The organism is Pseudoalteromonas sp. S554, from assembly GCF_005930865.1.
GTDB lineage: Bacteria > Pseudomonadota > Gammaproteobacteria > Enterobacterales > Alteromonadaceae > Pseudoalteromonas > Pseudoalteromonas marina.
Genome location: NZ_PNDV01000086.1, coordinates 1 through 18,773, shown reverse-complemented (window position 1 = coordinate 18,773; position 18,773 = coordinate 1). Strand labels below are relative to the sequence as shown.

Here is an 18,773-nt window from a genome sequence, read left to right as displayed (position 1 = left end):
ACTAAAACGGGTGAGGAGCATTGTCCTTGTTTAACAGCTTGTTAGGCTTTTATGTACTCGTAAAAATGCTTAGTGTCGACGTTGATTTTTAGAGGCTCATTGGGATCGTTATTTAAATAACCTTGTGTGAAAATAGCAATTCTCCATTCATCTTGAAGTATGAATGGTTCAACTGGGTCTTTACGTAGAACATCTGTATTTATCGATTTAACTGCTATCGATGGGTTACCGTCGAGTTTAAGTGTGGCGCGATTTAGATTATGTGACATAGAAAGCGCGGTACGTTGATAAGCCACTTGACCGAATCTATATGAGGTCACAGGTAATTGCCGTGAAACTTGAAAAAGAATTTCCGCACTAAGGTCGGCGAGACACCTAACACCCATAGTAAACCCGCCAAATTCTTGCCTGACTTTATCAGCGATACTCGTGCCGTGCATTGAAATTATGTAATGAGGAATAATTTCAGTACCAATAGTTCCGTTACCTTCTAATGATAAAGCTTGAGCAGATGGTGGCTTAAAATGTAGAGGGAAACTACATTGTGTCCCGTTAATTCCCTCTGATTTATCAGCTCTTGTTTGATCCTCGATATTTCGATAATAATGACTTGAACGTAACCATAAAGAACCACTTGTCAAAGTGGAATCGTAGACAGTTTTATCTACTGTCCTAAAAATAATAGGGCGATCTAACTTAGTCTGGATATTATTCATAAACTCGAACCTTTAGAAAAGCCTAACAACTTATTGAACACCATTTTGGTGGTTTATAACACCCCAAAACGGAGTATATTACATAGCTCAATAATTCCACTAAGCAACTCTAATGTAAACAATTAATTACGTATGTTATAAAAATTCCGTGGCTAAAATACACCAAAACGACTGTTAATAATGTTATGAGACAAATTGGCTTTGTCGGATGGCGCTGCGCTTATCCGACCTACATCTAAAACCAATGTTTTATAAAAGTTCTACCACTTCATATTCATGGTTTTTGCCTGCAATGGTTAGACTTACTTCATCATCAAGCTGTTTACCTAAAAGTTGTTTACCCAGTGGGGCTTCGGGTGTAACAACTTGAATAGTTAGCCCTTTAACTTCGACCATTAAGCCGCCTGCGGCTGGGCCTAAATAAAACCATTTTTGTAGGGCGCTTTCATCTTCTAGGCAAACGAGTGAGCTTATAATCACTTTATTGTGATTAGGCTCTTTAAAAATGGCTTCAAACTGTTTAATACTTTTGTAGCAATCGTTTACACGCTCGGCTTGGCCTTGTGCTAAATAAGCGGCTTCGAGTCCTAGGGTATCGTACTGCGTTTCTGCAACGCTTTCTTCGTGAGTTGCGGCGTCGTGCGCGGCTTTTGCTGCTTGTTTTGCACTGTTTAATTGTGCTTCGAGTGCAAATTTAAGGTGTTCTATTACGTGGGATTTATTCATGAAAGGCGCTAAAAACCAATGCTGTAAACTATGTGGTTGATTTTAACGTTATAATGCGCTTAAAACCATTATTTTAAGCGCCTGTATTTTAATGCTGATTTTAAAAGTATTTATTGCTAGGGCATATCGAGCAACGCTTGCGTTTCTGCATCTTGTTTTTCTTCGTAATTTTTAGCACTTAACCCTAAAAGCTCAGGTAAAGTAGCCGCAATACAAATAGATGAGAACGTACCTACTACAATGCCGGTAAATAGCGCGATGGCAAAGCCTTGTAATAGCGCACCAGCGAGGAGCCAAACACTTGCAACTGTAGCAAGCGTGGTGCCCGATGTAATAAGCGTACGCGTTAAGGTACTTTTTATGGCGTTGTTAATAATACTTGCCGGGCTAAGCGCATTATTAGATTTAACACGTAAAAGCTCGCGTACTCTATCGCCTACTATTATAGAGTCGTTAAGTGAATAACCTATAATGGCCAGCAAACTGGCAAGTACGGTTAAATTAAACTCAATACTTAATAGCGAAAATAGCCCCAGTACCAGTAGTAAATCATGCACTAGCGCAACCACAGAGCCTACGGCTAAACGCCATTCAAACCGGGCCGCTAAATAAAGCATTACTGCAACCATAGCTGAAAATAGTGCTAAACAACCTTGTTCAAACAGTTCATCACCTACTTGTGAGCCAATATACGCTGATGATAAAACCTCAGCGTTTATATCTGCGTTTTGAGTAATGGCAGATTGCCAATCATTACTATTTGCTGTTGAATCGCTAGGCGCTTCGCGTAGTTGAAAATGGCTATTACCTTGCGCGGTTAGCTCAAACTCGCCATTGTGATTTTTAGTAATAAATGATTGGAGCTCTTTTAGCTCAACACCTTGGCTGGTGGTAAATTCTGTTAGGTAGCCACCGGTAAAGTCTAGGCCAAAATTAAGCCCTTTTTGACTGAGCGTAAATACCGATAGCAGTACAAGTATGGCGCTTAAAAGCATGCCTGAAAAACGCAGACGAGTGCCCGCCTCGCCCTTTAAAAAAGTGTTAAGCATGTGCATTTACTCCTGCTTTTTTAGCCAATTTTAAATATAACGTTTGGCTTAGTACTTTTGATACGTACACGCCAGTAAATACCGTGGTTATTAAGCCAAGTGCCAATGTTATGGCAAAGCCTTTAACCGGGCCGTAACCTATTCCATATAATATAAGCGCGGTGATCATGGTGGTTATATTGGCATCAAATATGGTGTTAGCGGCTTGCTTGTAACCTTCTTGAATAGCTTGATAAGCAGAGCGGCCTTTTCTACGCTCTTCTTTTATTCGCTCAAATATAATAACGTTGGTATCCACCGCCATACCAATGGTGAGTACCAGCCCGGCAATCCCCGGAAGTGTTAAAACAACCCCCGGTAATAACGACATTAGCCCCACAAGCGACGTTAAATTTAATAACAGCGCTACGTTTGCAATAAGCCCTAAACGGCGATACCACAGCGCCATAAAGGCAAGTGTAATACCCATACCAAGCATTAATGCGGCCAAGCCGTTAGTTATATTTTCTTGACCTAGGCTTGGGCCAATTGTTTGCTCGTGCACAATAGTAACCGGTGCAGTTAGCGAGCCTGCGCGTAATAATAGTGCTAAATCGGCCGCTGCTTGTTGGCTTTTCATATTGGTAATACTAAAATGTGAACTTAAATGCTGCGCAATATTAGCCACATTTATAACTTCGCTTTTTTTAACCGTTTCACCTTTTGCGTTTTGAGAGTACTCAGAATAAACCGTGGCCATAGGTTTACCAATATTTGCTTTTGAAAACGCCGACATGGCATCGCCGCCTTGCCCATCAAGGCTAAGTTGCACAAGTGGCTTACCCCAATCATCGCGCCCTATATTGGCGTTATTAATATGCTCACCGGTAAAAATAGGCACAGGATCAAGGTTTATGGTGCCACCCGATTGCATATTAAATGTTTGCCCACCAATTTCTTTTAACTGATAAAACCCAAGTGATGCAGTTGCGCCTATAATGCGCTTTGCCTCTGTTGGGTCTTGCACGCCTGGCAACTCTATGCGTATACGCTGTGTGCCTTGGCGCTGTGTTACAGCTTCGGTAATACCTAATTCTTCAATGCGCGAGCGAAGCGTAGTAAGCGTTTGGCTCATTACTTTTTTATCAAAGTTGCTTCGCCCTTGCTCTGAATAGCTAAACTTGGCGTTTTTAACATTGCCGTTATTGGTTGTTGTAACCGCTAAATTAGCAAAGCGACTTTGTAGCTCATCAATCACTGGTGTAAGTTTTTGCACCGCATTAGGCAGCGCGTTAATTTCAAAGCCGTGCCCTGTTTGCTGCGCTTTAAGGCCGTGCGCTTTTTGCTTTATAATGATTGATTTAGCTTGTTGATACGCACTGGCTAATTGCTCATCAATTGCTTTATCTAAATCTACATCGAGTACAAATAACACACCGCCGTTTAAATCTAGTCCCAATTTTATTGGCGATAAACCAAATTCTTGCAGCCAAATTGGGCTTGTTGCATGCTCTACAATTTTAACTTGCGTGTTTGGGTACTGCGCCTTTATAACCGCTTGCGCTTGGGCGCTTTTAGTTGGCTCGTTTAATAAAATATTTATAGTTGATTGCTTATCAAGGCCCTGTTCAACGTCTAAGCCTTGGTTATTTAAAAAAGTAACTAAGGCTTGAGTGCTTGGCACGGCTTGGGTTTCGCTATGTGGCGCGCTATTTACATGCAACCACGATTTATTAGGGTATAAGTTGGGTAAAGCGCTAATAGCTAATAAAATCAGCACAATAAGCATGGCTATATAGCTTAATTTAAATTTAGCCATAAATGGGTTTTGCTCTTTTTTTACACTTAACATGTTTTTTCCTTATCACCAGTAAATTACTGGCAACGTACTTTTTAAAAGTACAATTAATCTCAAGGCTTAAACGTAAAACGTTAAAACCTAATAAAAATTAAATAAGAAAAATTAAGCGTGGTAGGTAGTGACAGCTCTATAGAGTAAGTTGGCATCTTTCCAGCCACTTAAACGCGATTTTTTACTATTGTGCACAAGCGTATACCAAGGCTGAATAGCATTTACAGCTTGAGGGCGTAAAAATATTTGCCTAACAAGGTGCTGCGCAAAAAACTCAAAAACAACATCGTATTCTGGCTCACTTTGAACTGTGTGCAAAAAAAGTGACGCATTACTTGCTGTAAGCCTTGGCTGATGTGAGTCAAAATCGGTGTGTTGTGTTTTTTTATGAGCAGGTGCGTCTGCAGACTTTTTAGTAGGCTTTGTTTTAGTTATATCAATAGCATCTGTGAATAAAATGTGTGAACTGACAGCTGGACTTAAATTTTGTGATACCTGCACAGAATTACTCTGCACACTAAACAGTGCAGCTAGCAGCAAAAAAGCAGTTATAAAAACACGAAATTTAAACATACTTAGATAAAACTAAAATAAGAGGTGCCTAGTATATTAGGGCAACTATTTAAAATACAATGCTTAACAATTAAGTATTTAATCGAGAAAAAAAATGCGCTCCAGACAAAACGTTGAAAAACGTGCAGACGCCATGAATTTAAAACAAAGCGTTAGAACGTTGTGGCCTTACATTACAAAGTTTAAAGGGCGCGTATTTATTGCGCTTTTAGCGCTTATTGGTGCTAAAGGCGCCACGCTTTTAATGCCTTGGGCGTTAAAAGAAATTATCGACTCGGTTGATAAATCAATAAACCCAGTGTTGGTCATTCCCGCTCTATTATTAATAATGTACGGCGGTTTGCGTTTCGCTAGTGTGTTTTTAGGTGAAGTAAGAGACGCTGTTTTTTCACGGGTAACCGAACATGCCATGCGCAATATTGGCCTAAAAGTATTTAAGCATTTACACTCGCTTGAACTTGCATTTCACTTAGACAGGCAAACTGGTGGTATAAGCCGTGACATAGAACGTGGTACCAGTGGACTCAGTTTTTTAATGCGCTTTTTAATGTTTAACATTGTGCCTACCCTTTTTGAAATACTCACCGTTGCTATTATTTTTGGGTCGCTATTTTCTATTTGGTTTGCGTTAATTACACTTCTTGCTGTTGGCGTATATATATTTTTTACAGTCACGGTGACACAGTGGCGTAATCGTTTTATTCGTGAATCAAACGCAGCTGATAACCTCAGTAACACACGCGCAATAGACAGCTTACTTAATTATGAAACTGTAAAATATTTTAATAATGAGCAGTTTGAAGCCAAAACATATGACTCATTTTTAGCTAATTGGGAAACCGCGCGTTTAAAAAATAGGATGTCTTTGCTTGCGCTTAATTCAGGGCAAGCATTAATTATTGCCAGTGCCATCACCGCGTTAATGTGGTTAGGTTCAAGCGAGGTAGTAACAGGGTCACTAAGCATTGGTGAATTGGTAATGATAAACGCGTATATGATCCAATTATTTTTACCGCTTAACTTTTTAGGATTTGTTTACCGTGAAATCCGCCGTGCTCTTACCGATTTAGAAAACATGCTAGGCTTACTCAATAAAAAACCACAAGTCACTAATGCTCCAAATGCAAATACCCTTGATGTTAAAAATGGGGAAATTGCCTTTAATAATGTGAGTTTTAGCTACAACGCTAACCGCCCTATTCTAAATAATATTAGCTTTAAAGTGAAAGCGGGTAGCAAGGTAGCTATTGTGGGCGCAAGTGGTGCTGGAAAAAGTTCACTAGCGCGCCTGCTCTATCGTTTTTATGATGTAACATCGGGCAGCATTACTATTGATAACCAAGCTATTAACTCGGTCACGCTTGATAGCCTTCGTAAAGCTATTGCTATTGTTCCTCAAGATACCGTTTTATTTAATACAACAATTCGTGAAAACATTGCCTATGGTCGCCCTTCGGCAAGCGATAGTGATATTGATAAAGCCATTGAAATGGCTCATTTAAAAGATTTCATTAATACGTTAGCTGATGGCGATAAAACGCGAGTGGGTGAACGAGGTTTAAAAGTATCTGGCGGCGAAAAACAGCGTATTGCAATAGCACGCGCTATTTTAAAACAATCCCCAATTTTAATATTTGACGAGGCAACGTCGGCACTCGACTCTCAGGCTGAGCAAGCAATATTAAAGGCAATGTATGAAGTAGCCAGCGAGCACACCAGTATTGTGATTGCCCATAGGTTATCAACCATTACCGATGCCCACACTATTATTGTGCTTAAGTCAGGCCAAATTGTTGAACAAGGGCAACATAATGAATTACTGGCCTTGGGCGGTGAATACGCACATATGTGGACATTACAACAACAAGATTAACCTGATTTATTAATTTATGTTGGGAGCTTGTTGCTTGCGTTGTTTATTGGTTTTATCGGGTCAGGCTGTGATTCACCTCAAAAGAATTGTGTGCCTGTCTTTTATACATAACAATCAAAATGATATTTTTATAACAAAAATTAACAAATTCATTATCCAGGGGGATAAACGATGAAAAAGAGTTTAATTGCAGCGGCTTTAGCTGCCACTTTTATAACGGGCTGTTCAGAGCCACAAACTACAAGCAGTGAAGTTCAAACTGCAAGCACAGAAAATACAGTTGTTAGCAATAAAGCTGAATTAGGCAGCTTTGGCGTTGATTTATCAGCGCGTAACGAAGCCGTTAAACCTGGTGATGACTTTTTCATGTACGCCAGTGGCACGTGGTACGACAACTACAATATGCCAGCAGACAAAACGCGTTATGGTGCGTTTTCGGCTTTAGCAGAACGCAGTGAAGACCGTGTTAAAAAAATTATTGAAGACATTGCTGCACGTAAAGAACTAAACGCTGAAGAGCAATTGGTTGCTGATTTTTATAATTCGTACATGGATACCGACACACTTAATGAACTTGGTGTTAAACCTATTCAACCGCTGTTAAATCAAATTAGTAATATGGAATCTACCGACGACTTAGCTTATGTATTTGGGCAATCGTGGTTATCGGGCCTTCGTACTCCTATTGGTGGTGGTATGTGGTTTAACCGTTTAGATCCAAATAAATACGAAATGTCGTTAGGCGCTGGTGGTTTAGGTTTACCAGACCGTTCTTACTATTTAGAAGATGCTGAGCGTTTTGTTAAAACCCGTGAAGCTTACGTGGCTCATATTGCCGACATGCTAAAATTTGCCAATGTTGATAACACAACAGAACGCGCAAAAGCCATACTAGAGCTTGAAACTAAAATAGCACAAGGCCATTGGCCGCGCGAAAAACGACGTAATCGCGACCTGTCGTTAAATCAAATTAAACGTGAAGATTTAGCTTCTACATACCCTGGTTTTAACTGGGATGTATATTTTGAGCAAACAGGATACAAAGTTCCTCAACTTAATGTATCTCAGCCTGAACCGGTTAAAGCCATGATTGAGCTTATCAATAATGAAGATTTAGCGGTTTGGAAAGACTACTTAACCTACCATGCAATTAGCGGTAATGCAGGTTTACTTTCTGAAGATATTTTTAATACACGTTTTGCATTTTATGGCAAAGAACTAAACGGCCAGCAAGAACCACGCCCTCGCTGGAAACGTGCAATTAACGAAATGTCGGGCACAAGCTCGCTAGGCTTTGCTATTGGTAAAATTTACGTTGACCAATACTTTCCTGAATCATCTAAACAACAAATGTCTGAACTGGTTGAAAACCTGCGTTCAGCATTAGGTGAGCGAATTGATAATCTTGATTGGATGGGCGCTGAAACTAAGGTAAACGCACGTGCGAAGTTAGCAGCATTTGTTCCAAAAATTGGTTACCCAGATGTATGGCAGTCTTACGATGGTTTAACTATTAGCCAAAACGATTTAGTGGGTAACGTTAAAAACATGCGTGAATTTTTCCGCGCTGAAAGCGTAGAAAAAGAACTACAAAAAACTGACCGTAACCGTTGGGGCATGACACCACAACGTGTAAATGCATACTACAATAGCTCGTTTAACGAAATTGTGTTTCCAGCTGCTATATTACAACCTCCATTTTTTGATCCAAATGCCGATCCAGCGGTTAACTACGGGGGCATTGGTGCTGTAATTGGCCACGAAATGGGCCATGGATTTGATGATCAGGGTTCAAAATCTGATGCTAACGGTATTCAACGTAACTGGTGGACAGACGAAGACCGTGCTGCATTTGATGCAAAAGCAGACCAACTTGCCGCACAGTACAGTAAATACGAACCTATTGAAGGTAACTTTGTAAATGGGCGTAATAGCCTAGGCGAAAATATTGGTGATGTGGGTGGTTTAGCCATGGCTTACCACGCTTACAAACTAAGCCTAAATGGTAAAGAAGCGCCTGTAATTGACGGTGTAACAGGTGATCAACGTTTCTTTTTAGCTTGGGCACAAGTATGGAAAGAAAAACGTACTGAGCAAAGTATGTTAAATCAACTACGCGGTGGCACGCATGCACCAGGTCGCTTTAGAGCACAAGCACCACGTAACCACGATGCTTGGTACAAAGCATTTGACGTAAAACCTGGTGATGCCTTGTATTTGCCAGAAGAAGAACGCGTTCGTATTTGGTAATTACACTAATACGTATGTAAACAAATACTAAACAGCCCGCAACAGCGGGCTGTTTTATTTTATGCATATTCTTTTATTCAAATGGCTATTTTAACTTTTTTACTATTAATGTTCCCCATTCCGTACTAGCCCTTAATGCCATTTACCTTTAGAATACGGTCTATTATTTTTCAGTTATTTATAAAATTAAGGCGAAACGCAGATGGGAAGAGCTTACCAAAACAAAAAAGATTCAATGGCTAAAACTGCGGGTGCTAAAACTAAAGTTTACTCTAAGTACGGTAAAGAAATTTATATTTGTGCTAAAAATGGCGGTGTAGATACAGATGGTAATCTATCATTACGCCGTTTAATTGAACGTGCAAAAAAAGACCAAGTACCAGCACACGTAATTGAACGCGCAATTGAAAAAGCAAAAGGCGGCGGCGGTGAAGACTACGCAGCAACACGTTACGAAGGTTACGGCCCTGGTAACTGTATGATTATTGTTGACTGTTTAACCGATAACAACAAACGTACATTTGCAGACGTACGCGTTTGTTTTACAAAAGCAAATGCTAAAATTGGCGCACAAAACTCGGTGTCACATTTATTTGACCATTTAGCTATTTTTGTTTTTGATGGCGACGATGATGAAGCTGTTCTTGAAGCGCTTATGATGGCTGACGTTGATGTAACCGATGTAGAAGTAGACAGCGGTAAAGTAACCGTATTCGCACCTCATACTGAATACAACAACACACGTACTGCATTAGAAGAAATGGGCATTTCTGAATTTGACGAAGACTTAATTGCGTTTGTACCACAAGTAGAAGCGCCAATTGAAGGTGAAGATGTTGAAGTAATGGAGCGCTTTTTAGCAATGCTAGAAGATTGTGACGACGTACAAAACGTTTATCATAACGCGCAATTCTAAACCTCATCTACATGTTAATTAAAGCCAACAGCCATGTTGGCTTTTTTATTTACAGGGCTTTATAAATTAATGAATACCCTTTCAGAGCTAAAGGCTGGTAAGTTAGCCGGTGCAAAGCACTTACAGCTGGTTGAGCAACTATCTGAGTTTCCCACAGACATTTTTAAGCTTGCCGATACACTTGAAGTACTTGATCTTTCTAATAATAATTTAAGTGATTTACCAGACGAGTTTGCGTGTTTGCATCGCCTTAAGCGTGTGTTTTTGTCGTTTAATCAATTTAAACATATACCCACAGTATTGGCTAAATGCCCTGCTTTAATTATGGTTGCGTTTAAAGGAAACCAAATATCGGAGTTTGCACCAAACAGCCTGCCAAAAAATATTGAGTGGCTTATTCTCACCGATAATAACTTACACGAATTACCTGACGACTTTGGTAATTACACCCAACTTAAAAAGCTTGCACTTGCGGGTAATAACCTGAAAAATTTACCAGCAAGTATGGCTAACTGTACTAATTTAGAGCTTGTTAGGCTCTCTGCAAACAACCTAACAAAACTCGATGACTGGCTACTAGAATTACCAAAACTTGCTTGGCTTGCCTTTGCAGGTAACAACTTTAATAAAGCGCAGTGCTTAACTAAAAGTACGTTGAAAAATACTCCACTTGAAAATTTTCAGCTTAAAAAAGTAATAGGCCAAGGCGCATCGGGTGTTATTCATCTTGCAAAAGCAGAACGTAATAATGTTGCAGTGAAACTTTTTAAAGGCGCGATCACCAGCGATGGTTACCCACTTGATGAGGTGAATTGCTGCCTACAAGCTGCTAATCATGCAAACTTAATAAAGGTATTAAGCTACATAGAGCAAAGTGAACAACTTGGCTTAGTAATGGAGTTAATAGATACCAATTATACTAATTTAGGCTTACCACCAAGTTTAGAAACATGTACACGCGATACGTTTAATGACGGTTGCAACTACTCTATTAAAGCTGTTTATAAAATAGCAAAACAAATGGCAAATACGCTTACTCACCTTCATACGAATAAGGTAAGCCACGGCGATATTTACGCCCATAACACCATGATAAATGAACACAATGACGTTTTATTTGGCGATTTTGGAGCATCAACAAATTTAGCTATGCTCAGTAATTATCAACAACAGCAAATACAATTAATAGAAGTCCGCGCTTTTGGTTGTTTAATAGAGGATTTACTAAGTACTGTTAGCGCAGCAGTTAAGCAAGACGAATTGTTTGGCAAAATGTCCGATATAGCAGCGCGTTCTACCAACAGCGTTATTGCATCACGCCCTAGCTTTAAAGCATTAAGCACCTTATTAAACGAATTGGTATAAATTAAGCAAAAAAAAGCCTGCATAATGCAGGCTTGGTTGGATAAAGCTAAACTTTTACAGGGTCAATTATAAGTACTGACCTAATGCTTTAACTTGGTCTAACATGCGGTTTGAGAAGCCCCACTCGTTATCGTACCAAGCCATTACTTTAACTAGTTTGCCTTCAGCTTTTGTTTGCGTAGCATCAAAAATTGATGACGCAGGGTTGTGATTGAAATCAATAGAAACAAGCGGAAGCTCGTTGTACTCTAAAATTTCTTTCATTGAACCTGTTGCTGCGGCTTTCATTACTTCGTTAATTTCTTCAGCAGTTGTTTCGCGCTTGGTAATAAACGTAAAATCAACTAAAGAAACATTGATAGTAGGTACACGTACCGACATACCATCTAATTTACCCGCAAGCTCTGGAAGAACTAAGCCAACAGCTGCAGCAGCACCTGTTTTAGTTGGGATCATAGATTGTGTTGCACTACGCGCACGGTATAGATCTGGGTGGTAAACGTCAGATAAGTTTTGATCGTTTGTGTAAGCATGAATTGTAGTCATGCTACCTTGCTCAATACCTACTGTGTCGTTAATTGCTTTTGCGATAGGTGCTAAACAGTTAGTCGTACAAGATGCGTTAGAGATAATGTTGCTATCAGCATTAATTACATCGCTGTTAACGCCGTGAACTACTGTTGCATCTAAATCTTTACCAGGAGCAGATACAATAACTTTTTTAGCGCCAGCTGTAATGTGCTTAGCCGCGTCTTCACGCTTAGTGAAAAAGCCCGTACATTCTAAAACGATATCTACGTTTAGCTCTTTCCATGGTAGGTTTGCAGGGTCACGCTCTTGAGTAAGTGTAATTACGTCATCACCAATCAGCATGGTGTTATCTGCAAGTGTTACTTTTTTAGAAAATTGACCATGAACTGAATCAAACTGTGTTAAATGTGCATTTACATTAGCCGGTGCTAAATCGTTAATTGCTACAATTTTAATTTCACTGTTTTGTGCTGACTCATAAAGCGCACGTAATACATTGCGACCGATACGACCATAACCGTTAATTGCTACATTAATCATTTGAGACTCCTATTTAAGTTCACTTGCTTGGCGAGCAAGCGCTTCAATGGCTTGCCAGTCTTTATTTTCAATTAGTTGTTTGTCTAGCATCCATGTACCACCAACACAAATAACATTGTTAAGTGCTAAATAGTTAGGTGCAGTTGCTAGGCTAATGCCACCTGTTGGGCAAAAAGTAATATGTGGTAATGGTCCGCCTATAGACTTAAGCATTGCCGTTCCGCCTGCAGCTTCAGCAGGGAAGAATTTTAAATACTTAAAACCATGGCTTGCTAACTGCATTACTTCGCTCGCAGTTGCAGCACCAGGTAAAAATGGAATGTCTGACTCTTTTGCAAGTGCTAATAACTCGGTGCTCACACCTGGGCTAACCATGAAATCTGCACCTGCAGCCACTGATGCTTCAAAGCTTGCTTTATCAACTACAGTTCCCGTACCAACAAAAGCTTCTGGCACTTCAGCTTTCATCAACTTTACAGCTTCTGCTGCAATTGGCGTACGCAGTGTAATTTCAAGTGCTTTTAAGCCACCGTTGTATAACGCTCTAGCAAGTGGTGCAGCATCTTCTAATTTTTCGATTACAACCACTGGCACAACGGGTGCCGATGCTAAGATTTTTTCAATACTCATTACTTGTTCCTCATTACCCAGTACGGCTAATTATTATTCAAGTCCAAAAGCACTCGCGCCTAAATCGGCACTGCTTACGATATTTCTAAATCCAGTAAATAACTCACGTCCCGTACCAAATGTTAGGCTTGGCTGGCTGATTTCAAGCTCACGTTTTGCAAGCTCGTCGTCGCTAACATGTACTTTTAAAATTCCGTTAGGGGCATCTAAAGTAACTAAGTCGCCTTCTTGAATTTTTGCAATTATTCCACCCTCAACGGCTTCTGGTGCTAGGTGAATTGCAGCTGGTACTTTACCTGATGCACCCGACATACGACCGTCAGTTACAATAGCAACTTTAAAACCTTGGTCTTGAAGGGTTGCCATTACTGGCGTTAATTTATGAAGCTCTGGCATACCTTTCGCTTTAGGGCCCTGCTCTTTAAGCACAGCTATAAAGTCTTGGTTTAACTCACCGCGGGTATACGCGTCTTGTAATGCTCCTTGCGAGTTGAAAACTTTAGCAGGTGCAGTAACGACTTGATGCTCCTCAGCTACAGCAGACACTTTAATAACCGCTTTACCTAAATTACCAGTAAGCAGTTGTAAGCCACCTTGTTTGCTAAATGGATTACTTACAGGACGAAGCACTTCTTCATCAAGTGAATTAGCAGGGCAATCAACCCATTTCACTTTGCTTGGACCATTTGAATCGCTCATGATCAGGCTGTCGTCTTTATCTAAACGCGGCTCTGTCATGTATGGCGCAAGACCATCGCCAAGCATTGTTTTAACGTCTGTGTTTAAGTAGCCTGCGCTTGCAAGTTCGCGCATTAAGAAGCCCATGCCGCCGGCTGCTTGGAAATGATTTACATCCGCAGAGCCGTTAGGGTAAATACGTGTAAGAAGTGGAACAACTTCTGATAAATCAGACATGTCTTTCCACGTAACTTGAATGCCCGCAGCCTTAGCAATTGCAACGATATGAATGGCATGGTTAGTAGAACCACCTGTTGATAGCAAGCCTACTAAACCATTAATAATGGTTTTTTCGCTGATCACATCTGCTAAACATGGGCTTTCTTTACTATCTGTAAGTTGCTTAAGCATGGTTTCTACAGCATTACCTGTTAATCCATCACGAAGCTCTGTATACGGGTTAATAAACGAGCTACCCGGGAGATGTAAGCCCATTATTTCCATTAACATTTGGTTAGAGTTTGCAGTACCGTAAAACGTACAAGTACCCGCGCTGTGGTAAGATGCACTTTCAGCTTCTAATAAATCTTCGCGGCTAACTAGGCCTTGTGCAAACTTTTGGCGAATACGTGCTTTTTCTTTATTTGGGATACCCGACTGCATTGGACCCGCAGGTAAAAAGAACACAGGTAAATGGCCAAATGATAATGCGCCAATTAATAAACCTGGGACAATTTTGTCACATACGCCTAAACAAAAAACGCCATCAAACACATCATGTGATAGTGAAACAGCGGTAGACATTGCAATCACATCACGAGAAAAAAGCGATAATTCCATGCCATCACGCCCTTGCGTAACACCATCACACATTGCAGGAACGCCACCCGCTACCTGAGCGGTTGCGTCAAACTTGGTTGCAATGCTTTTGATTACGTCTGGGTAATCTTTGTAAGGTACATGCGCAGATAGCATGTCGTTGTAAGAATTGATAATAGCTAAGTTTGGCACTTCATCTGCTTTTAAGCGCGCTTTATCGTCGCTACTACAAGCTGCCATTACGTGGGCAATGTTGCCACAACCTAATCCCGCACGAACTCTTGTTTGTTTTTTTGCATGCGAAATACGATCTAAATAATCTTGACGGGTTTGTTTACTGCGTTCAATAACGCGTTGGGTAACTTCTTGAATTCGAGGATGTAACATAATTAACTCATCTCTATTAGTTAGAGGATAAAGGCTCAGTAGCAATTACAGACTCCACGTAAATAACTGTACTGAGCATCTTTGATTGACCCGTTCAAAGGTACGATATCAGGGAGCCTCTCACAACAAACCTGACACCGGTGTCACTGTATTAACTCATAGCTATGACACCGGTGTCAACCCTGACTGCTAAAATTAACTTAACTTTTTATCATGACCAATTAATGAACACTTAAATTCTTGTGTACATACAGACTTTTATCAAGCTACGGGCAAAAAAAAGCCTGAATAAGCGTCACTCTTATTCAGGCTACTGTGAAAAAGTATTTTATTGGTTTACGCGAGCTGTTGATTCACGCGTTATTAAACGCGATTCAAGCGTAATTTGAAAAGGCTGTTCTTGAGGCTCTGTAATGTGATTAATTAATTGAGTAACAGCAAGCTTTGTCATCTCTTCTACTGGTTGGGCAATGGTTGTTAACCCTGGCCATATGTGGCGTGCAATAGGTGCATTATCAAAACCAGCTATAGATATGTCGTCAGGTACACGCAATTGCCTTTGTGTTGCAAGTTTAAGTACTGCAGCTGCCATGTAATCGTTCGATGCAAATACAGCCGTAGGCCGTGGCGACAAGTCTAAAATACTGCGGGCGCTGTCTACACCCGAGTGGTAACTAAAGTTACCCTCTTCAACTAATCGCTCGTCAAACTCAATATTATGATCGGCTAATGCACGCCTGTAGCCTTTAAAGCGCTGCTGTGTTGCACTGTGATCGGGGTGACCTTTAATAAATGCAATTGACTTGTGACCAAGGCTGATTAAATGTTCTGTAATTTCAAATGCGCCCTGCTCGTCGTTACTACGAACAGAAATAGACTCATCTTGTAAAATTGCGGACGCCACTCTCGCAAACGGGATTTTTTTAGCTGTTAAAAACTCAACCAACTCAGGAAAATCACCAAAAGGTGGCGTAAGTACAATACCATCTAAACGAGATGTTTGAAGTAACTGCTCAACATTGCTAATTAAAGCCTCACCTCTGCATTCGCATGGGTGAATTAACAAGTTGTAATTGTTTTTTTGGCAAGCGGCTAGAGCCCCTGTTTGAACACGGGTTATGTAACTTTTACTTGGGTTGTCGTATAAGCAACCAATAATAAAACTTCGATTTTGTGCTAACCCGCGCGCTATAGGGTTTGGCGTGTAATCCAACTCTTTAAACACAGCGAGTACTTTTTCGCGAGTGGCTGCACTCACGTTGGGCTCGTTATTTAGAACCCGCGATACTGTCTTTTTAGATACGCCAGCATGACTTGCTACGCTGTTGATTGTTACTTTTTTCATCACTCTATTTTCCACATGCAATCAACAAAAAACTAATTGGCGTTGTGCAAACACGCCGCTGCGCCAATTAAAGGTATGTTGTCTTGTGTCACTAATGTAACAGGTATTTGCCCTGTGTATTGCGACATAATCCCTTTTTGCGAAAAGCGTTCAACAAAACGGCTTTCCAGTAAACGAGCTTGCATACGCGGTAATATTCCGCCACCTATAAATAGGCCACCCAATGCGCCATAAGCTAGTGATAAATCACCTGCTACGCTGCCAATCCAATCACAAAATTGATTCAGGGTTGCATCACACACATCACATTCGCCACTATTTGCTAAGCTGCTAATTTGTGCAGCATCAAGATTTTTAGGCGACTGCCCTTTAACTGCAGCCATTGCTTTATATAAGTGGGTAATACCAGGGCCTGAAAAAACGGTTTCGACAGACACGTGTTGATGCTCTTTTTTTAGTTCTTGAATTAACAAGGCGTCAAGCTCTGTTACCGCTGCAAGCGATATGTGCCCACCTTCCGAACTTAAAACAGAAGTAGAGTGAGATGTTCTGACTAAACAAGCCGCCCCAAAGCCAGTTCCGGGACCCATTACACCAATATTTGCATTGTCATCAGCTTGACCTGCTTTTATAACAACATTTTGAGATGGGCTTAAGTAAGGTGCAGCGTAAGCAAAAGCAGCAAAATCATTAATAACATCAAGCTCATTTAACTCAAAATAAGCCTTAAAATCGTTAACACTAAAGTGCCATCCTAAATTTGTTAAATGCACTTGCCCTGCTTTTATAGGGCCAGCAACCGCCAAACATGCGCGTTTTGGTACAATATGTGGTACGGTTGATAAGTAATGCTCGAGTGCTTTTTCAAGTGAGCCAAAATTAGCACTAGGAAACGTATTATTATGCTCAATTGTAAATTGATTTGTTGTATCATCAAACGATGTAATTAAAGCAAAACGAGCATTAGTGCCACCAACATCGGCAACTAAAATAGGATCAAATTGGGTAGAAGAGTTTAGGCTCATGGTGTTATCTCTTTTGTTTAAGCAATCAGTGCTTTTTGTTCTACAATAGTAAACCATTGGTGTAATTGCTTTAGGCTATCACCCTAAAGCGGCTATCAGAGAAAAAATGCTGCCTGTAGCAATTACAAACAGCCAATTCGTTTTGACAACAAAATGATAAAACATAAATATTATGACACCGGTGTCACAGTCAAATCAATAAATAATTTACATTAAACACAAAAAGCTTGAAATATTTAATTAATAAACGAAAATGGCACTATTGTGTATTACATTAACTAAGTTGTGATAATGAAAGGTAAAGCTACATCATTTGATATTGCCCACTATGCAGGGGTATCTCAATCAACTGTATCTCGCGCTTTACGAAATAGCCCGCTTGTTAACGAAGAAACACGTAAACGTGTTCATGACATTGCAAAAAAACTTAATTACAAGGTCGACAAAAACGCAAGCAACTTGCGCACGCAACAAAGCAGCACACTCGCACTTTTATTATTTGAAGACCCCACCTCAGACGAATCACAAATTAACCCGTTCTTTTTATCTATGCTCGGCAGTATTACACGCGCGTGTGCAAAAGAAGGCTACGATTTATTAATATCGTTTCAATCAGCCAGTGCAGATTGGCAAGCCGATTACGAAGATAGCCACAGAGCCGATGGCATTATTTTGCTTGGTTATGGCGATTACATTGATTTTCAGCCTAAATTTAAAACACTGCTTGAGCAAAACACTAAATTTGTATGTTGGGGGGCAACGGTAGATAACAGACCTGATTTAACCGTGTGCTGTGACAATTACGGTGGTGGTAAACAAGCTGCGGCTCATTTTATAGCTCACAACAGACAAGATTGTGCATTTATTGGCGATGCTTCTGACCACAGTCCGGAATTTTTTGCTCGTTTTCAAGGGTTTAAGGACGAGTTAGAAGCTAACAACATCGCAATAAATGAACGTAAAATGGCTAACGCTATTTCAACGGAAGAATCTGGCTATCATGCAACTCGCTCGCTCATTGCCAATAATATTAAATTTAATGCCTTGTTTGCAGCAAGCGACTTAATTGCAATTGGTGCTATCAGAGCACTCAAAGAAGCAAACATTAATGTCCCTAAAGATGTCGCTGTAGTCGGGTTTGATAACATAGCTATAGCCAGTTTTGTAAACCCACCACTAACAACCATAGAGCAGAATACAACTCTTGCAGGGCAAATGCTCGTTGAAAATTTACTCAAACTAATCAGAGAAGAAGATGTGCAAAGCACCCTTTTACCCCCTGTGTTAATTGCTCGCGGATCGAGTTAAATATTTAAAAATTGATATAGCCAGACTTAAATATAACTTGGCTTGAACATAAAAAAACCACGCTGTATGAAGTGACCCCAATAAGTTGGACTCATTTCTAAGCGGCAACCAAGGCCTGATTTCGATATTGTATCGGACTCAGGCCTTTTAGTTTTAGCTTAATGCGTTCGTTGTTGTAATAATCGATGTATTCTTTGATGTTTTCAATTCG

Annotated in this window: 16 protein-coding genes; 5 read left to right on the top strand and 11 right to left on the bottom strand. The window is 40.3% G+C overall.

Features of this window, described 5'->3' with window-relative positions:
- Positions 1–41: 41 nt before the first annotated feature.
- The 5 genes from CWB65_RS16845 to CWB65_RS16825 form a co-directional block, all read right to left on the bottom strand.
- Positions 42–716 carry a hypothetical protein gene (locus CWB65_RS16845; protein WP_138741056.1) on the bottom strand — a complete coding sequence of 225 codons (675 nt, stop codon included), beginning with the start codon at positions 714–716 and terminating at the stop codon, positions 42–44.
- A gap of 249 nt (positions 717–965) precedes the next feature.
- Positions 966–1,442 (bottom strand): GreA/GreB family elongation factor, encoded by a 477-nt coding sequence (locus CWB65_RS16840; protein WP_008131581.1) that lies wholly within the window; start codon positions 1,440–1,442, stop codon positions 966–968.
- 116 nt (positions 1,443–1,558) lie between these two features.
- Positions 1,559–2,491 (bottom strand): protein translocase subunit SecF, encoded by a 933-nt coding sequence (secF, locus tag CWB65_RS16835; RefSeq protein ID WP_138741055.1) that lies wholly within the window; start codon positions 2,489–2,491, stop codon positions 1,559–1,561.
- Positions 2,484–4,322 carry a protein translocase subunit SecD gene (secD, locus tag CWB65_RS16830; protein ID WP_138741054.1) on the bottom strand — a complete coding sequence of 613 codons (1,839 nt, stop codon included), beginning with the start codon at positions 4,320–4,322 and terminating at the stop codon, positions 2,484–2,486. Before secD ends, secF begins: the two co-directional genes overlap by 8 nt.
- A 111-nt stretch (positions 4,323–4,433) precedes the next feature.
- Positions 4,434–4,895: a hypothetical protein gene (locus tag CWB65_RS16825; protein WP_138741053.1), complete on the bottom strand. Its 462-nt coding sequence runs from the start codon at positions 4,893–4,895 to the stop codon at positions 4,434–4,436.
- Between the two features lie 94 nt (positions 4,896–4,989).
- Between CWB65_RS16825 and CWB65_RS16820 the strand changes: the two genes are divergently transcribed.
- The 4 genes from CWB65_RS16820 (at position 4,990) to CWB65_RS16805 (ending at position 11,299) form a co-directional block, all read left to right on the top strand.
- Positions 4,990–6,768, top strand: a complete 1,779-nt coding sequence (locus CWB65_RS16820; RefSeq protein ID WP_138741052.1) for an ABCB family ABC transporter ATP-binding protein/permease — start codon at positions 4,990–4,992, stop codon at positions 6,766–6,768.
- 171 nt (positions 6,769–6,939) lie between these two features.
- The gene (locus tag CWB65_RS16815) at positions 6,940–9,018 is read left to right on the top strand and encodes a M13 family metallopeptidase (RefSeq protein ID WP_008131576.1); all 2,079 of its coding nucleotides are present in this window, start codon (positions 6,940–6,942) and stop codon (positions 9,016–9,018) included.
- A 202-nt stretch (positions 9,019–9,220) separates the two neighbouring features.
- Complete coding sequence (locus CWB65_RS16810) at positions 9,221–9,934, top strand: YebC/PmpR family DNA-binding transcriptional regulator (RefSeq protein WP_006794578.1); 714 nt, start codon at positions 9,221–9,223, stop codon at positions 9,932–9,934.
- A 33-nt stretch (positions 9,935–9,967) separates the two neighbouring features.
- Positions 9,968–11,299: a leucine-rich repeat domain-containing protein gene (locus CWB65_RS16805; RefSeq protein ID WP_138741051.1), complete on the top strand. Its 1,332-nt coding sequence runs from the start codon at positions 9,968–9,970 to the stop codon at positions 11,297–11,299.
- 66 nt (positions 11,300–11,365) lie between these two features.
- Here CWB65_RS16805 and gap read toward each other — a convergent pair whose 3' ends face one another.
- The 5 genes from gap to glk all read right to left on the bottom strand — a co-directional run bounded on the left by gap (position 11,366) and on the right by glk (position 17,254).
- Positions 11,366–12,370: a type I glyceraldehyde-3-phosphate dehydrogenase gene (gap, locus tag CWB65_RS16800; protein ID WP_006794580.1), complete on the bottom strand. Its 1,005-nt coding sequence runs from the start codon at positions 12,368–12,370 to the stop codon at positions 11,366–11,368.
- Between the two features lie 9 nt (positions 12,371–12,379).
- Entirely contained in the window at positions 12,380–13,000 is a 621-nt protein-coding gene (eda, locus tag CWB65_RS16795) for a bifunctional 4-hydroxy-2-oxoglutarate aldolase/2-dehydro-3-deoxy-phosphogluconate aldolase (RefSeq protein ID WP_008131571.1), read from the bottom strand.
- Between the two features lie 33 nt (positions 13,001–13,033).
- Entirely contained in the window at positions 13,034–14,884 is a 1,851-nt protein-coding gene (gene edd, locus CWB65_RS16790; protein ID WP_138741050.1) for a phosphogluconate dehydratase, read from the bottom strand.
- Positions 14,885–15,212: 328 nt separating this feature from the next.
- Positions 15,213–16,229, bottom strand: coding sequence for a LacI family DNA-binding transcriptional regulator (locus CWB65_RS16785; protein WP_138741049.1), 1,017 nt, complete (start codon positions 16,227–16,229; stop codon positions 15,213–15,215).
- Positions 16,230–16,261: 32 nt separating this feature from the next.
- Entirely contained in the window at positions 16,262–17,254 is a 993-nt protein-coding gene (gene glk / locus CWB65_RS16780; protein ID WP_138741048.1) for a glucokinase, read from the bottom strand.
- A 291-nt stretch (positions 17,255–17,545) separates the two neighbouring features.
- Between glk and CWB65_RS16775 the strand changes: the two genes are divergently transcribed.
- Positions 17,546–18,562 (top strand): LacI family DNA-binding transcriptional regulator, encoded by a 1,017-nt coding sequence (locus CWB65_RS16775; protein ID WP_138741047.1) that lies wholly within the window; start codon positions 17,546–17,548, stop codon positions 18,560–18,562.
- A 97-nt stretch (positions 18,563–18,659) separates the two neighbouring features.
- Here the strand turns inward: CWB65_RS16775 and CWB65_RS16770 are convergent.
- A partial coding sequence (locus CWB65_RS16770) for an IS3 family transposase (protein ID WP_138741046.1) occupies positions 18,660–18,773 on the bottom strand: 114 nt, incomplete at its 5' end.